The 14,418-nt window shown below is 68.2% G+C and carries 14 protein-coding genes; 5 read left to right on the top strand and 9 right to left on the bottom strand.

Annotated features, from left to right (window positions below; all coding sequences use genetic code 11):
• Positions 1-2: 2 nt before the first annotated feature.
• Positions 3-983, top strand: a complete 981-nt coding sequence (locus tag AC57B5_RS07365) for an alpha/beta hydrolase (RefSeq protein ID WP_496399155.1) — start codon at positions 3-5, stop codon at positions 981-983.
• 17 nt (positions 984-1,000) lie between these two features.
• Here the strand turns inward: AC57B5_RS07365 and AC57B5_RS07360 are convergent, their stop codons facing one another.
• The 4 genes from AC57B5_RS07360 to AC57B5_RS07345 all read right to left on the bottom strand — a co-directional run bounded on the left by AC57B5_RS07360 (position 1,001) and on the right by AC57B5_RS07345 (position 4,261).
• Complete coding sequence (locus AC57B5_RS07360) at positions 1,001-1,210, bottom strand: DUF4287 domain-containing protein (RefSeq protein ID WP_013802290.1); 210 nt, start codon at positions 1,208-1,210, stop codon at positions 1,001-1,003.
• A 71-nt stretch (positions 1,211-1,281) separates the two neighbouring features.
• Positions 1,282-2,193, bottom strand: a complete 912-nt coding sequence (locus AC57B5_RS07355; protein WP_333906942.1) for a bestrophin family protein — start codon at positions 2,191-2,193, stop codon at positions 1,282-1,284.
• 131 nt (positions 2,194-2,324) lie between these two features.
• Positions 2,325-3,227, bottom strand: coding sequence for a nitroreductase family protein (locus tag AC57B5_RS07350; protein WP_496399154.1), 903 nt, complete (start codon positions 3,225-3,227; stop codon positions 2,325-2,327).
• 131 nt (positions 3,228-3,358) lie between these two features.
• Positions 3,359-4,261: a LysR family transcriptional regulator gene (locus AC57B5_RS07345; RefSeq protein ID WP_013802293.1), complete on the bottom strand. Its 903-nt coding sequence runs from the start codon at positions 4,259-4,261 to the stop codon at positions 3,359-3,361.
• A gap of 75 nt (positions 4,262-4,336) precedes the next feature.
• Here AC57B5_RS07345 and AC57B5_RS07340 point away from each other — a divergent pair, with 75 nt between their 5' ends.
• Entirely contained in the window at positions 4,337-5,275 is a 939-nt protein-coding gene (locus AC57B5_RS07340; RefSeq protein WP_496399153.1) for a DMT family transporter, read from the top strand.
• 27 nt (positions 5,276-5,302) lie between these two features.
• Here AC57B5_RS07340 and AC57B5_RS07335 read toward each other — a convergent pair whose 3' ends face one another.
• From AC57B5_RS07335 to AC57B5_RS07315, 5 genes are all read right to left on the bottom strand, one after another.
• Entirely contained in the window at positions 5,303-6,895 is a 1,593-nt protein-coding gene (locus tag AC57B5_RS07335; RefSeq protein WP_496399152.1) for a bifunctional aspartate transaminase/aspartate 4-decarboxylase, read from the bottom strand.
• Positions 6,896-6,949: 54 nt separating this feature from the next.
• Positions 6,950-8,641 (bottom strand): aspartate-alanine antiporter, encoded by a 1,692-nt coding sequence (gene aspT, locus AC57B5_RS07330; protein WP_496399151.1) that lies wholly within the window; start codon positions 8,639-8,641, stop codon positions 6,950-6,952.
• Between the two features lie 372 nt (positions 8,642-9,013).
• Complete coding sequence (gene araD / locus AC57B5_RS07325) at positions 9,014-10,741, bottom strand: L-arabinonate dehydratase (RefSeq protein ID WP_496399150.1); 1,728 nt, start codon at positions 10,739-10,741, stop codon at positions 9,014-9,016.
• A gap of 14 nt (positions 10,742-10,755) precedes the next feature.
• Positions 10,756-11,595, bottom strand: coding sequence for an HpcH/HpaI aldolase family protein (locus tag AC57B5_RS07320; protein ID WP_496399149.1), 840 nt, complete (start codon positions 11,593-11,595; stop codon positions 10,756-10,758).
• Positions 11,596-11,615: 20 nt separating this feature from the next.
• Positions 11,616-12,656: a Bug family tripartite tricarboxylate transporter substrate binding protein gene (locus AC57B5_RS07315; protein WP_496399148.1), complete on the bottom strand. Its 1,041-nt coding sequence runs from the start codon at positions 12,654-12,656 to the stop codon at positions 11,616-11,618.
• A 169-nt stretch (positions 12,657-12,825) separates the two neighbouring features.
• Here AC57B5_RS07315 and AC57B5_RS07310 point away from each other — a divergent pair, with 169 nt between their 5' ends.
• The 3 genes from AC57B5_RS07310 to AC57B5_RS07300 all read left to right on the top strand — a co-directional run bounded on the left by AC57B5_RS07310 (position 12,826) and on the right by AC57B5_RS07300 (position 14,386).
• Positions 12,826-13,860, top strand: coding sequence for a LacI family DNA-binding transcriptional regulator (locus AC57B5_RS07310; RefSeq protein ID WP_496399147.1), 1,035 nt, complete (start codon positions 12,826-12,828; stop codon positions 13,858-13,860).
• A 63-nt stretch (positions 13,861-13,923) separates the two neighbouring features.
• A complete protein-coding gene (locus AC57B5_RS07305; RefSeq protein ID WP_496399146.1) occupies positions 13,924-14,166 on the top strand; it encodes a type II toxin-antitoxin system ParD family antitoxin in 243 nt (80 codons plus the stop codon).
• Positions 14,159-14,386, top strand: coding sequence for a type II toxin-antitoxin system RelE/ParE family toxin (locus AC57B5_RS07300; protein ID WP_496399145.1), 228 nt, complete (start codon positions 14,159-14,161; stop codon positions 14,384-14,386). The genes AC57B5_RS07305 and AC57B5_RS07300 overlap by 8 nt, the downstream gene beginning before the upstream one ends.
• The last annotated feature ends 32 nt before the right edge of the window (positions 14,387-14,418 follow it).

Genomic DNA, 14,418 nt, shown 5'->3' with positions numbered 1-14,418 from the left:
CCATGGGCCTGGACGCTGACATTGCGCGCTATCTCGCCGAGCTGGCGCAGGCAACCCAGGCCGTGGCCCCGCCCACGCCGCCCACGCTGGCGGCGCTGCGCGAGGCCACCGACGCCGGGCTGCGCGCCCTGCACGGCCCGGCCGAGGCCGTGGCCCGCACCGAAGACTTCACGCTGCCCGCGCGCGACGGTGCGCCGCTGCGCGTGCGCATCTACCGGCCGCTGGCCTCGGACACACCCACGCCCCAGCCCGCCCTGGTCTTCGCCCACGGCGGCGGCTGGTGCCTGGGTTCGCTGGAGGTCTACGACAACCCCTGCCGCGCATTGGCCGCGGCAACGGGCGCCGTCGTGGTCTCGGTGGACTACCGGCTGGCGCCCGAGCACCGCTTTCCCGTGCCGCTGCATGACTTCTGCGATGCCATTGCCTGGACCTTTGAGCAGGCCGATGCGCTGGGCCTGGATCGCAGGCGCATCGGCGTGGCCGGAGACAGCGCGGGCGGCAACCTCGCGGCCGCCGCCTGCCTGCTGGCGCAGGAAAAGCAAGGCTGGGGAGCGGCGGACGCACCGGCCATCGCCCACCAGCTGCTGCTGTACCCGGCACTGGACGCGGCCATGGATTCGCCGTCGTTCCAGCAGTTCGGCGAGGGCCACTACCTCACGCGTGCGGCCATGGAGTACTGCTATGGCGCGTACCTGGGCGATGCGGCATCGGGGCGGCAAGAACTCGTCTCTCCGCTGCGCGCGGAACACCTGGCAGGCCTGCCCCAAGCCACGGTGATCAGCTGCGAATACGACCCGCTGCGCGACGAGGCCGAAGCCTATGCACAGCGGCTGGCGCAGGCCGGTGTGGCGGTGCAGGCCGTGCGCCTGCCCGGCATGGTGCACGCCTGCATGCACATGCTGGGGTTGGCGCCGGCATCACGCCGCCTGTTTGACGAAGCGGGTGCCGCCGTGCGCCAGGCTTTGGGCACGGCCATCGGCTGAGGGTTGCTGGGTGCAGGTCAGGCCTGCGCCAGGAACACGGCCACCAGCGCATTCGCATGGCCGTGCCCCATCTGGTGCTGGGCCTTGAGCCAGCCCACCAGTTCCATGTGCTTGCGGGTGTCCTGCTGTTGCAGCAGATCCATCCAGTGCGCAATCGGCTGGCCGTAGGTCTTCTCGATGGAAGGGAAATACGAGGCCGGTCCCTTGACCTTGCTTGTCTCCGTCATGGCGCTTGTCCTTTTTCTGTGATGCGGGTGGCAGATTGTGCCGCTGGCGCTGTCCGGGCCGGCAGGCGGGGTCAGGTCAGGAACAGCACATCCTTGTGCTGCGGCGCAGGCGGCAGCACCTCGCCGGTCAGCTCGCGCAGCGTGGCCTCGATCATCTGCGACATGGCGTCCAGCGCCAGGTCGTTGGGCGCCGTGCCGAAGGGCTCCTCCAGCTCGGCGCCCAAGGCCTCCAGCGCGAAGAAGGTGTAGGCGATGAAGGCCACGATCACCGGCGTCATGAAGCCGATGGAATCCACCAGGCCGAAGGGCAGCAGCAGGCAGTACAGGTAGATGGTGCGATGGATGATCACCGCGTAGGTGAAGGGAATCGGCGTGCCCGCAATGCGCTCGCAGCCGCCCAGTGCCTCGCCCAGCTTGCACAGCGGCGCCTCCATGGCGGGCACCAGCACCGGCTGCAGGCTGCCGTCTTGGCGGCGCGCCTGCAGCCATTCGCCGGCCATGAGCAGCAGCACGGCAGGCTTGAAGCGCGCCGTGGCCAGGCGCTCGCAGTCGGCGGCGGGCAGCAGGCGGCGCATCTCGGCCGCGGCATCGGTGCCGCGCAACTGGTGGCGCAGCGCATGCACAAAGGCCGCCAGCACCATGGCCAGGGCCGGGGCGTGCTGCGGCGCGTCCGTCAAGGTCCGGGCCTGGCGCACCAGGGTGCGTGTCTCGTTGAGCAGGGTGCCCCACAGCGTGCGCGCCTCCCAATAGCGCGCGTAGCTGGTGCTGTTGCGAAAGCCCAGGAAGATGGCCAGCGTCAGCCCGATCAGCGAAAACGGCACGAAGTTCAGCGGCACCTTCCAGGCGAACAACTGGCCGTGCAGCGCCGTGACCAGCACGGCGAACAAGGTGGCGGCCATCAGCTGGGGCAGGATGTCGGGCAGCACCGAGCCGCGCAGCACGAAGAGCATGCGCAGCCAGTGGGGGCGGGGCCGGATGATCATGAAAGCTTGTTCCGTGATGGAAAAGAGGGCGCAGCAGCCCCACAACTCTAACCGCCCCGCGCAGTCAGTGCGCCACCTGCGCGCCACTCATGCGCCACTTATGCGCCACCCGGCACGCGCCGGCTGCGGCTTCAAAGATCGCTGCCGTGGCTGTCGTGGTTGCCGTCTGGCTGGAGAAGGGCCTGTGCCGTGACCGCTGCTGTCTGCTCCGCCTGCCATGCCGTGCGCATGGAAGAGGGCGCCACCGTTGCGCGCGGGGATGGCTGGCTGGTGATGGTGCCCAGGCTGATGAAGCCGGCCAGGTGCTCGCCCTCGCGCAAACCCAGCGCTGAATGCAGGGCCGGGTCAAAACAGCGCTCGCCACTGAGCACGATGGCACCAAAGCCCAAATGGTGGGCGGCGTTGAGGAAGTTGCCCAAGGCCGCGCCCGCAGCCAGCCATTGCTCACGCACCGGCACGCGCGAGCGCGGCCGGGGCGAGATGATGAAGGCGATCAGCGCCGGGGCGCGCGTTGCATGCTCGCGCGCACGGCGGATGTCGTCGGCCGGGGCCAACGGGTCGCGGCGCAGTTTTTCCTGCTCGAACAGGCTGGCCAAGGCCTCGCGCTGGTGGGCGGGAAACTCCAGAACCCGCCAGGGGTGCAAGGCACCGTGGTCCGGAGCGCATAGCGCCGCCTCGATCATCAGGTCCATGTCGCCGCTGTCCGGGCCCGGAATGGCCAGCCGCCTGGGCGAGACGGAGCGCCGCGCCAGCAGGGGCGCCAGGCCTGCCCGCTTGCGCGTGTCGGCAAAGCAGTGCTTGAGTGCATCCACCGCCTGGGCGAACTGCCGTGCCCAGGCCAGCACCTGTTCGCCCTCCGGCGTGAACCCCTGGAAGGTCCGGCCCGCACGCACCAGCGCGTGGCCGAACTCCGCCTCGGCCGAGCGTATGGCCTGGGCCAGCGCGTTGTCGGAGATGCCGCAGGCCTGCGCTGCGCGCGCCCAGTCACGCTCGCGGTCCAGGGCCAGCAGATGGGGGATGTATTTTTGCGTCAAGTCGGTTCTCCAGCGCGGGCCTGCAGGTGCGCCCAATCAGGTTGCGGTAAATGGCCGGTGGATGATTTCATTATGTTTTCAAGAATACAGCGAAATGCGTGCGCAGAATGCTTGCCGAACCTCGCCAGGCGTCAGGCCTTGGTCAGTTCCTGAGGTGCCTGGCCCAGCGTCGCAATCAACTGCTCGTACATGGCATCCACGGCCGCCGAGCCCTGCGAGGCCTTGCTGCGCAGGGCCGACACTTGCATGGACACCAGCGGCGGCAGCTCGAAGCCGGCCGGCAGGTTTTGCAGCACCTGCAGGTGCGGGGGCACGCTGCAGCGCGTGAACACGGCCACGGCCAGGCCGCTTTCCACGGCGGCCAGCTGGCCGGCAAGGCTGGAGCTGTGATAGACCACGCGGTGCGCGCGCCGCTGGGCCGCCAGGCTGGACAGCGCGGCCGTGCGCGCCAGGCTGGCCGCCTCGTAGACGGCAATCGGCAGGGGATTCTTCCTCCACACCTCGTGCTGCGGCGCGCCCACCCAGACCAGGGGCTCGTGGAACAGCAGGCGCCCGCGCTGGGGCCTGTCGCGCGAGACCAGGGCCAGGTCCAGCGTGCCTCGCACCACCTGCGGGATGAGTGCGGTGGACTGCTCGCAGGTCAGCTCGATCTCCACGCCCTGATAGCGGCCTGCAAAGCTGCGCAGCACCGGCGTCAGATAGGTGGATGCGTAGTCGTCCGGCACGCCCAGCCGCACGCGTCCGGACAGGTCGGGGCCGAACAGGGCCGCCTGCGCCTGGGCCTGCAGCTCCAGCATGCGCCGCGCATAGCCCAGCAGCTCGGCGCCGGCGGGCGTGAGCTGCAGATGGCGCGGGCCGCGCAGCAACACGGGCTGGCCCAGGGCGGTCTCCAGCTTCTTGATCTGCATGCTCACGGCGGCCTGTGATCGGTGCAGCAGCGGCGCGGCAGCCGACAGCGAGCCCGCATCCACCACGGCCACCAGGGCGCGCAGCCAGTCGATCTGCAGGTCGGGGTGGTTCACGGCACGCTCCATGGATTCGAATATCGAATACTAAACCTGCAAACTATTTGCTTTACGAGAATTTACTGCCACGAGACGATCGCGGCCATGCAAGACAGAACCCATTCCTTACAGGCCGCCTCCGTAGCCTCCGCCGCGTCCGCACAAGCCGCTCCCACAGCGCAGGAGACACGCGGCCAGTGGCTAATGATCGCGGGCGGCGTGCTGCTGGGCACCGTGGGCGTATTTGTGGAAGAAGCCCGCCAGCACCCGTTGGTCACCGTGCTGTTTCGCTGCGCCTTCGGCGCGCTGGCGCTGCTGGCCTGGGGCTTGGCCACGGGCCGCATGGGGGAGTTGCGCGTGCGCGGCAGGAGTTGGCCAGTGGTGGTGGCCACCGGCGTCCTCATGGTGATGAACTGGGCGCTGTTCTTTGCCGCCATACCGCGCACCTCCATTGGCGTGGCCACCATCGTGTTCCACATCCAGCCGGTGTGGATCATGCTGTTCGGCACCCTGGTGCTGCGCGAGGCCGTGGCGCCACGGCAGGTGGCGGCCATGCTGGCGGCGCTGCTGGGACTGGTGTTGACCACGGGGCTGCTGGGTGGCGATGCGGCGGCCTGGGGGCCGGACCATGTGTCCGGACTGCTCATGTGCCTGGCCGGCTCGCTGTGCTATGCGGCCGTGACCATCCTGGCCAATACCGAGAAAGTGGTCACGCCGTTTGCGCTGGCCTGGTGGCAATGCGCGGTCGGCACCGTGCTGCTGCTGTGGGTGCCGCTGGTTCATGGCTGGCCGCAGGCGCCGTCGTCCTGGGCGTGGCTGGCAGGGCTGGGCGTGCTGCACACCGGCCTGGCCTACGCCATTCTCTTTGCGGGCATGGCCCGCCTCACGCTGGGCCGCATCGCCGTGCTGCAGTACGTCTATCCGTTGACGGCCATGGTGCTGGACTGGGCCGTCTACGGGCGTGCGCTGGACGCCGTGCAACTGGCCGGTGTGGGCCTGATGGCCGGGGCGCTGCTGGTGGTCAAGGCCCGACAGCTGCGATGAGCCGTGCGGACCCTGGCATAGAGCCTACTACTTGCCCAGCGCCTTGTACTGCTCGTACAGCTCGTCGGCCAGCCGGCGCAGGGCGCGGCCTATGGCGGCGTACTCGTACTCGTTGAGGTTGGCCAGCGAGGCGCGGCCCGAGGGCCGGTCGGACCCGAAGCCCCGGCCCGGCAGCAGCACGATGCCGGTCTCATCGGCCACGCGGAACAGCATGTCGCCCGTGGACGACTGCTGCACGGCCCATTGCGAGAAGGCCTCGCCATAGAGCCGGCAGGTCACGTTCTGCAGGTCGATCAGCGTGTAGTAGTTGACCGAGTTGGGGTTCTCCAGCGGGGGCATGCCCAGCTCGCGGTACAGCGTGGCCTCGCGGCGGCGGATCAGCTGCTTGAGCGCCTGCTTGTAGGCGTCCGCTTCATCCATGAGCGCAAACAGCGAGAACAGCACCATCTGCACCTGCTGCGGCGTGGACAGGCCGGCCGTGTGGTTCAGCGCCACCACGCGGCTGTCGGCCACCAGGCGGTCGATGAACTTGAGCGAGCGCACATCGGGCAGCAGCGAGCGGTAGCGGTGGTCCAGCGCCTTCTTGGCGGACTCGGGCAACTGCGCCAGCGCATGGTCGAACACGTTGTCCTTGTGCGCCGCGATCACCCCCAGGCGCCAGCCCGTGGCCCCGAAATACTTGGAGAACGAATACACCAGCAGCGTGTTCTGGGGGCAGACCGAGAACAGGGACTGGAATTCATCGGCAAAGGTGCCGTAGACATCGTCGGTGAGGATCAGTAGGTCGGGCCGCTGCTCGGCCACGATGGCGCGCACGCGGTCCAGGCTGCGCTGGTCCATCTTCACGGACGGCGGGTTGCTGGGGTTCACGCAGAAGAAGATCTTGACGTCCGGGTCCTTGAGCTTGTCCAGCTCGGCGTCGGAGTACTGCCAGCCGTTGTCGGGGTCGGCGTGGATGGGCACTTCCTTGAGGTCGTACTGGGCCAGTTCGGGGATCTCGATATACGGCGTGAACACCGGCATGCCGATGGCCACCTTGTCGCCGGCCTTGAGCAGGCCGCTGATGCGCAGGCTCTCGAAGATATAGGCCATGGCCGCCGTGCCCCCCTCGACGGCGAACAGGTCCACCGACTCGGGTGGCACGGCGCCGCCTGCCATCTCGCGCACGATGTACTGGCGCACGACCTGCTCGCTCACGGTGAGCATGCGCGGCGGAACGGGGTAGTTGCAGCCCAGGATGCCGTCCACCATCTCGTGCAGGAAGGCGGCGGGGTCCAGCCCCAGCTGGTCGCGCACATAGCTCAGCGACTTGCCCAGGAACTTCACGCCCTCCTGGTCGCGGTGCTCGGCGATGAAGCGCTCGAAGCGGCCCTCGATGCCGTCGAGCTTGGCCAGCCCGCCCACGCCCACCGTCATGTAGGAGTACGACAGCTCCGACTCCGCCGCCGCGAACAGCCCCAGCCGGAAGAACGCCCGGCGCGGCGTGGTCGCCAGGAAGTTGGGATTGCCGCGCCCCGCATTGAGCATGAGGCGGTTGGCCTTGCCCGAGGCCACCTTGATCAGCTCGTCCTTGAGTTCGAACGGGCTCAAATTCGCCAGACTCCGATAATCCTTGCTCATTGCGCAGCTCCTTGTGATGGTCCTTGGTGGTCCTTGGGAATAGATCAGGGGTGTTCAGGCAAAGGCGATGACCAGCGGGCCCAGCAATGTGAGGAACACATTGGCCAGCGCATAGGTGATCGCAAACGGTGCCGTGGGAATCGAGTTGTCGGCCTTGTCCAGAATCTCGCCAAACGCCGGGTTGGCGCTGCGCGCCCCCGACAGCGAGCCCGCGAACACGGCCACGTTGTCATAGCGCAGCACGTACTTGCCGAACAGCATGGCGATCAGCAGCGGCACGATGGTCACCACCACGCCCAGCAGGAACAGCGTCAGGCCCTGCTGCATCACCGTGGTCACGGCCTGCTGGCCTGACTGCAGGCCTACCATGGCCACGAAGCCGGCCAGGCCCAGGTCGCGCAGCAGCGTGGAAGCGGCCGTGGGCATGTTGCCGAAGGTGTGCTTGCGGCTGCGCCACCAGCCGAACAGCAGGCCCGCCAGCAGGGCGCCGCCGCCGCTGCCCAGCGTGATGGGAATGGAGCCCAGGCGCAGCACCAGCAGCCCGATCAGCAGGCCCACCGTGATGCCCAGGCCATGGAAGACAAAGTCCGTCTTGTCGCTGGGCACGATGATGGGGCCCACCGACTGCGCAGCCTTCTGCACATCCTGCGGCGTGCCGAACAGCGTCACCACATCGCCCGGCATGACCATGGTGGCCGGCGCAATCGGCACCGGCGTGCCCGCGCGCATCAGCGCCACTGCGTACACGCCGTGCTTGAACTCCTGCGACAGGCTGTCCAGGATGTCCTTCACGCTGCGGTTCAGATACTGGTTGTTGGAGATGGCCACGTCGCGCCGCACCATCACCACGTCCATGCCCTCGGCGCCCTGCAGCTCCTCGCCCACCGAGGCGCCCAGCGCCACCACGGCCGCACGCCGGCCCACCAGCAAGATGATGTCGCCGGCCTCCAGCGCCAGGCTGCCGTCCACGCCCACCATCGCGTTCCTGCGCTGTATGCGCTCCACCGTCACCGTGCCGCCGTTGGCGGTGGCGCTGGCCTCCAGTTCGGCCACGGTGCGGCCTGCCTGTCCCACGCGGAAAATGCGGCCCACCAGATCCGGCACGGCCGGTGACTCGCCGGTTCCGTACACGCGCACGCCCTTGAGCAGCTCCTGCTCGGCCTGAATCGCGTCCTCGCGGATCTTGCGGCCCGTCAGCCACTGCAGCACGTTCACGCACATGATGATGGCGCCGAAGGAGCCGAAGATATAGGTCACCGCATAGCCGATGGCCACATTGGCCTGCATGCGCTGCACCTCGTCGGGCGCCAGCCCCAGCTTCTCGATGGCCGAGCCCGCCGTGCCGATGATGGCCGACTGCGTCAGCCCGCCCGCTGCCAGCCCCGCCGCCAGCCCCTTGTCCAGATGGAACACCCGGGCGATCACCACCACCGTGACCAGCCCCGACACGGCCACCACCAGGGCCATCAGGATCTCCTTGACCGACTGCCGCCCCAGCGAACGGAAGAACTGCGGCCCGCTCTCGAAACCCACGGCATAGATGAACAGCGCGAACAGCACCGCCTTGATGCCCGAATCAATGGTCACCCCCACCTGGCTGATCAGCACCGCCGCCAGCAGCGACCCCGCCACGCCCCCCAGCTGGAACGACCCGAACCTGAACTTGCCCACCCAGTAACCGAGCGCCAAGGCCGCAAACAGCGCGATTTCCGGAGCCTGATGAAAGATGCTTCTGAGAAAGTCCACAGCCACCTCTGCTTCTGGGTTGAGGTCCACGGCGGTGCAAGGCAACGGGGAAACGGGAACGGCTGCCCGCGAAGGGCAGGGGGCTTGCGTGCGCGTGGACCTGGGGGAAACGGTGTCGCTATTAGAAAATGCCTATCGATATTTGATGAATGCGGTGGTTTTCGTATTCATCAATATTCAATTGGATATGGCGTTTCCATTGGCTTGCTTGAATCAGTATCTTGTCGAAAACAGAGCCACTATTCATGACAAAAAGGAGTGGCGATGTAGGACTTGGCCGTCAGCCTGGAGGCGGCTTATGTCGTAGGACCTGGACAGGCAGGGCTGCACTGGCCGCCCTGCGCCTGGGCAGACCCTGTGCCATTCACGCTCTCAAAAAATATCCGGCTCCGGCACAGCCCTCCCAAAGCCCGTCTTCAGAAAATCAAAATCGCATCCCTCATTGGCCTGCAGGATATGACGGCCGAACAGCCAGCCGTAGCCGCGTTGATAGCGCGCGGGCGGGGGCGTCCAGGCGGCGCGGCGGGTGGCGAGCTCTGAGTCGCTGACTTCCAGGTGGATGCGGCGGGCGGGCACGTCCACCGTGATGCGGTCGCCCGTGCGCACCAGGGCCAGCGGCCCGCCCACGGCGGATTCGGGTGAGCAATGCAGCAGGCAGCCGCCGTAGCTGGTGCCGCTCATGCGGGCGTCGGACAGGCGCAGCATGTCTTTCACGCCTTGCTTCAGCAGCCTGGTGGGAATGGGCAGCATGCCCCATTCGGGCATGCCCGCGCCCTTGGGGCCGGCGTTGCGCAGCACCAGGATGTCTTCGCCGTTCACGTCGAGATGGGGGTCGTCCACGGCCTGCTTGAGGCTGGGGTAGTCGTCGAATACCAGGGCGCGGCCTGTGTGGCGCAGCAGGTGCGGGGCGCAGGCGCTGGGCTTGATGACCACGCCGTCCGGCGCCAGGTTGCCGCGCAGCACGGCCAGCGCCCCTTCTGCGTAGATGGGGCGGGACAGGGGGCGGATCACGTCGTCCTGGTGGACCTGGCTGCCTGCAATGTTCTCGCCCAGGGTCTTGCCGTTGACCGTCATGGCCCCGGTGTCCAGATGCGGGCGGATGCGTTCCAGCAGGGCGCGCAGGCCGCCTGCATAGAAGAAATCCTCCATCAGATAGCGGTCGCCGCTGGGCCGGATGTTGGCGATCACGGGCACGCGGCGGCTGAAGGCGTCGAAGTCATCGAGGCTGACCGGATGGCCCGCGCGCCGCGACATGGCGATCAGGTGAATGATGGCGTTGGTGGAGCAGCCCATGGCCATGGCGCAGGCAATGCCGTTCTCGAAATGCGCGCGCGTGAGCATGCGGGCGGGCGTGAGGTCTTCCCACACCATCTGCACGATGCGGCGGCCGCACTCGGCGCTCATGCGGATGTGGTTGGCGTCGGCGGCCGGAATGGACGAAGCGCCCGGCAGCGCCAGGCCCATGGCCTCGGCAATGCCCATCATGGTGGCCGCCGTGCCCATGGTCATGCAGGTGCCGTGGCTGCGGGCAATGCCGGATTCCATCTCGCGCCAGGCCTGTTCGTCCAGCCGGCCGGCGCGGCGTTCGTCCCAGAACTTGAAGGCGTCCGAGCCCGAGCCCAGCACCTGCCCCTTCCAGTTGCCGCGCAGCATGGGGCCGGCCGGCAGGTAGATGAAGGGAATGCCCATGGAGATCGCCCCCATGGTCAGCCCCGGTGTGGTCTTGTCGCAGCCGCCCATGAGCACGGCGCCGTCCACCGGGTGGCTGCGCAGCAGCTCCTCCGTCTCCATGGCCAGGAAGTTGCGATAGACCATGGTCGTGGGCTTGACCATGCTTTCCGACAGCGAGATGGCCGGCAGCTCCAGCGGAAATCCTCCCGCCTGCAGCACGCCGCGCTTGACGTCTTCCACGCGCTGCCTGAAGTGGGCATGGCACTGGTTGGCATCGCTCCAGGTGTTGACGATGGCGATCACGGGCTTGCCCATCCAGTCCTCGTAGCCATAGCCCATCTGCAGCACGCGCGAGCGGTGGCCGAAGGAGCGGAAATCATCGGGAGCAAACCAGCGTGCGCTGCGCAGGGATTCGGGGGAACGTGTCATGGTTGTGGGGCTCCTCAGTAGCTGCCGGCGGTGGATGCGGGCCCTGGCGGGTTCGCTGCCAGCAGCCCTTGCCTGAAGCGCGCCGCCGCCGCATCCAGCCCGTCGCGCAGCAAGAGCGTGTCCAGCGCCACGGCCACGAACTGCGCGCCCAGCTCCAGGCATTCGCGCGCCCGTGCCTCGTCCACCATCAGGATCCCCGGCGCCTTGCCGCAGGCGCGGATGCGGGCAATGGCCTGGTCGATGGCCCGGTTCACCACAGGGTGGCGCGCCTGGCCCGGATAGCCCAGGCTGGCCGACAGGTCGGCGGGGCCGATGAAGATGCCGTCCACGCCATCGACGGCCGCAATCGCCTCGATCTGCTCCAGCGCCTCGGCCGTTTCCACCTGCACCAGCAGGCACAGCTCGTCGGCCGCACATGCCACATAGTCGGCAGTGCGCCCGAAGTTGGCCGCGCGAGTGGAACCGCCCATGCCGCGCATGCCCTGGGGTGCATAGCGCATGGCGCGCACGGCGTCCCGCGCTTGCTGCGCGTTCTGCACAAAGGGCAGCAGCAGGGACTGGGCGCCCAGGTCCAGGTAGCGCTTGATCAGCACCGCATCGTTGCAGGCGGGCCGCACCACGGCGTGCACGGGCGGGGCGCCCGGTGCGGGCAGGGCGGCGGCCACGGCCTGCAGCTGGCCCAGCATCAGCGGCACGTCGGTGGGCGTGTGCTCGGTATCGAGCAGCACCCAGTCGTAGCCCGCGCCGCCGATCATCTCGCAGACAAAGGGGGAGGGAATGGTGGACCACAGGCCGATCTGCGGGCGGCCTTCGCGCAGCGCGCGCTTGAACGTATTGGCGGGCAGCATGCTCATGGGGACTCTCCTGAAGCTGTTCACTGGACCTGGATGTTTCCCTTGCGCACCACCTCGCTCCAGCGCGCCACCTCGGCGGCGATGAAGCTGGCGGCCTGGGCGGGCGTGCCCGGCGTGGGCTCGTTGCTCATGGCGGTCAGGCGGGCCACCACCTCGGGCTCGGCCAGGAGGGACTGGCAGGCCTGGTTGAGCCGCTGCACCACATCGGCCGGCATGCCCGGCGGCCCCGCCAGGCTGGTCCATGAATAGTTGACGACCTGCGGCTGGCCGGCCTCGGCCATGGTGGGCACATCGGGCAGGGCCGCCAGGCGCCGGTCGCCTGCCACGGCCAGCGCACGCAGCTTGCCCGCCTGCGCAAAGCCCACGGCCGAGGTGGCGGGCACGAACAGCAGGTCTGCCTGGCCGCCCATCACATCGGTCATGGCGGGCACATCGCCCTTGTAGGGAACGTTGTTGAAGCTCACGCCGGCCGCCTGGCGCAGCAGCTCCGTCGTCACATGGCTGGACGAGCCAATGCCCGTCAGCGCCACATTCACCGTGCCGGGGCTGGCCTGGGCCAGGGCCACCACATCGGCCACCGAAGCGACCTTCAGCCTGGGCGAGGCCAGCAGCAGCATGGGCACGCGCCCCAGCATGGCAATGTGCGTGAAATCCCGCCGCGCGTCGTACTTCACGTTGGAATTGACCAGCTGGTTGATGGCGTGCGTGCCCGGCCCGCCAATCACCAGCGTGTAGCCATCGGCACGCGCTCGCGCCACGGCCTCGGAGGCCAGCGAGCCATTCACGCCGGGCCGGTTCTCCACCACCACGGGCTGGCCCAGGCGCTGCGACAGGCGCTCTCCCACCAGCCGGCCCACCACATCGGTCTGGCCCCCGGGAGGGAAGGGAATCACCAGCGTGATCGGCCTGATCGGCCAGGCAGCCTGGGCCTGGGCCTGGGACTGGGCCTGGGACTGGGCCTGGGACTGGGCCGGGGCCGGGGCCAGCATCGAGGCCGGAGCCAGGGCCGCAGCCAGCAGGCGCGCCATGGCGCTGCGGCGGTTGGAGAGCGAAGGGCGCATGGTGGTCTCCTCTTGAATGATTGCGCAATCATTTCAAGCAAAGGCAGCGCTCTCCATTCGGACGTACGAGGGGAAACAATCAGACCGTGCTGATGGACATCATCGTTAACATGACCACGCAATCATCCTCAAGCCGCCTCTCCATCGCCATTCCAGGCAAAGGCCTCGCATGACCCTCCGCACCCTGCGCAACGCCAATGCGCCCACGCTCAAGGACCTGGCCCGCATTGCCGGCGTGTCGCCCATCACCGCCTCGCGCGCGCTGCACCGGCCTGAATTGGTGGCCGAGGCCACACGGCTGCGCGTGGCGCAGGCCGTGGAGCAATCGGGCTACGTGCCCAACTCCCTGGCGGGCGGGCTGACCTCGCGCCAGACGCGGCTGGTGGCGGCCATCGTGCCCTCGGTGGGGCACTCGCTGTTTTCCGACATGCTCGATGCGCTCATCCACACCCTGGCCGCGCAGCGCTATGAAACCACGCTGGGTATCTCCAGCTATGACCCGGAGCATGAGGAAACCTGGCTGGCCGCCATGCTCAGCCGCCGCCCGGACGGCATCGTGCTCACCGGCACCGAGCACACGGCCCGCACGCGGCGCCTGCTGGTCAATGCCGACGTGCCCGTGGTCGAACTCTGGGACTACCAGCCCCATCCGCTGGATATGGCGGTCGGCTTCTCGCAGGAAGACGCAGGCCGCGCAGCCTTCCGCCACCTGGCCGCCTGCGGCTACCGGCGCCCGGCCATCCTGCGCGCCGATGACAGCCGCGCCGCCCGCCGCGCCCTGGGCTTCACCCGCGCCGCCGCGGAAGCCGGTGCCCCGGTTCCTGCGCAAATCGTCTTCTCGGAAGCCATCCCCCAATCCGGCCGTGGCCGCGATGCCCTGAACGCCCTGCGCGCCCAGGCACCGGAGGCCGATGCCGTCTTCTGCAGCTCCGATGCGCTGGCGCAAGGCGTTCTCTCCCACGCCCACGCGCTGGGCCTGCGAATGCCCGAGGAATTCGGCGTGCTGGGCTTTGGCGACCAGGCCCTGGCGCTGGACGCCTGGCCCGCCCTGTCCACCGTGCGCGTGGACGGCGCCGCCATCGGCCGCCTGGGTGCAGAGGCACTGATTGCGCGCATGGCCGGTGGCGTGGCGGTGGCCGCGCAGGATATGGGGTTTGAGGTGGTGGGGAGGGGGAGTACGCGGGGGCACGAAGATGCGCGCTGAACGACTGTTGCAGTGACGATGTACCAATATTTGGATATATCGGTACGTCATCTGGAGAACGCCATGAGCCGAAACACATCCGTGGCCCTGGGGCCGCACTTCACGGAATTCATTGATGCCCAAGTCCAAGGCGGGCGCTATGGCTCCGCCAGTGATGTGGTCAGAGCCGGGTTGCGGCTGCTGGAAGAGCACGAAATCAGGGTGAAGTCATTGCAAGAGGCTCTGAACGCTGGCCGTCAGTCCGGCGAGCCGCGCCCGTTTGACAGCGAAGCGTTTTTGAGCCGCATGCACGCAAAGCATGGATAAGCCCTACCGACTGTCGCCGCTGGCCGAAGCCGATCTGGAGGAAATCTGGCTCTACACGCTCAGGCACTGGTCGGTTGAGCAGGCAGGCTCCTGCCTTCGCAACCTTGTGGAGACATTCGAGGGATTGGCCAAGAGCACGAAGCAGGGCCAGCAGGCCGGCGCCCCGTACCAGCCAATGCTCGCCGGCAAGGCCGGGCCGGATCCTGTTCCCCTGCCATGAGCGCGGGCGCCAGGGCGACGGCGGTCCGGCCC

It is taken from the genome of Delftia sp. BGA-UO-ETr-SB1, from assembly GCF_059567865.1.
This window is presented reverse-complemented; position numbering and strand designations above follow the sequence as displayed.

What these genes read in the sequence shown, in the direction of transcription:
- AC57B5_RS07365 (WP_496399155.1), top strand. Translation starts at nt 3, where the DNA reads ATGGGCCTGGACGCTGACATTGCGCGCTATCTCGCCGAGCTGGCGCAG.
- AC57B5_RS07360 (WP_013802290.1), bottom strand. Translation starts at nt 1,210, where the DNA reads ATGACGGAGACAAGCAAGGTCAAGGGACCGGCCTCGTATTTCCCTTCC.
- AC57B5_RS07355 (WP_333906942.1), bottom strand. Translation starts at nt 2,193, where the DNA reads ATGATCATCCGGCCCCGCCCCCACTGGCTGCGCATGCTCTTCGTGCTG.
- AC57B5_RS07345 (WP_013802293.1), bottom strand. Translation starts at nt 4,261, where the DNA reads ATGGAGCGTGCCGTGAACCACCCCGACCTGCAGATCGACTGGCTGCGC.
- AC57B5_RS07340 (WP_496399153.1), top strand. Translation starts at nt 4,337, where the DNA reads ATGCAAGACAGAACCCATTCCTTACAGGCCGCCTCCGTAGCCTCCGCC.
- AC57B5_RS07335 (WP_496399152.1), bottom strand. Translation starts at nt 6,895, where the DNA reads ATGAGCAAGGATTATCGGAGTCTGGCGAATTTGAGCCCGTTCGAACTC.
- araD (WP_496399150.1), bottom strand. Translation starts at nt 10,741, where the DNA reads ATGACACGTTCCCCCGAATCCCTGCGCAGCGCACGCTGGTTTGCTCCC.
- AC57B5_RS07320 (WP_496399149.1), bottom strand. Translation starts at nt 11,595, where the DNA reads ATGAGCATGCTGCCCGCCAATACGTTCAAGCGCGCGCTGCGCGAAGGC.
- AC57B5_RS07315 (WP_496399148.1), bottom strand. Translation starts at nt 12,656, where the DNA reads ATGCGCCCTTCGCTCTCCAACCGCCGCAGCGCCATGGCGCGCCTGCTG.
- AC57B5_RS07310 (WP_496399147.1), top strand. Translation starts at nt 12,826, where the DNA reads ATGACCCTCCGCACCCTGCGCAACGCCAATGCGCCCACGCTCAAGGAC.
- AC57B5_RS07305 (WP_496399146.1), top strand. Translation starts at nt 13,924, where the DNA reads ATGAGCCGAAACACATCCGTGGCCCTGGGGCCGCACTTCACGGAATTC.
- AC57B5_RS07300 (WP_496399145.1), top strand. Translation starts at nt 14,159, where the DNA reads ATGGATAAGCCCTACCGACTGTCGCCGCTGGCCGAAGCCGATCTGGAG.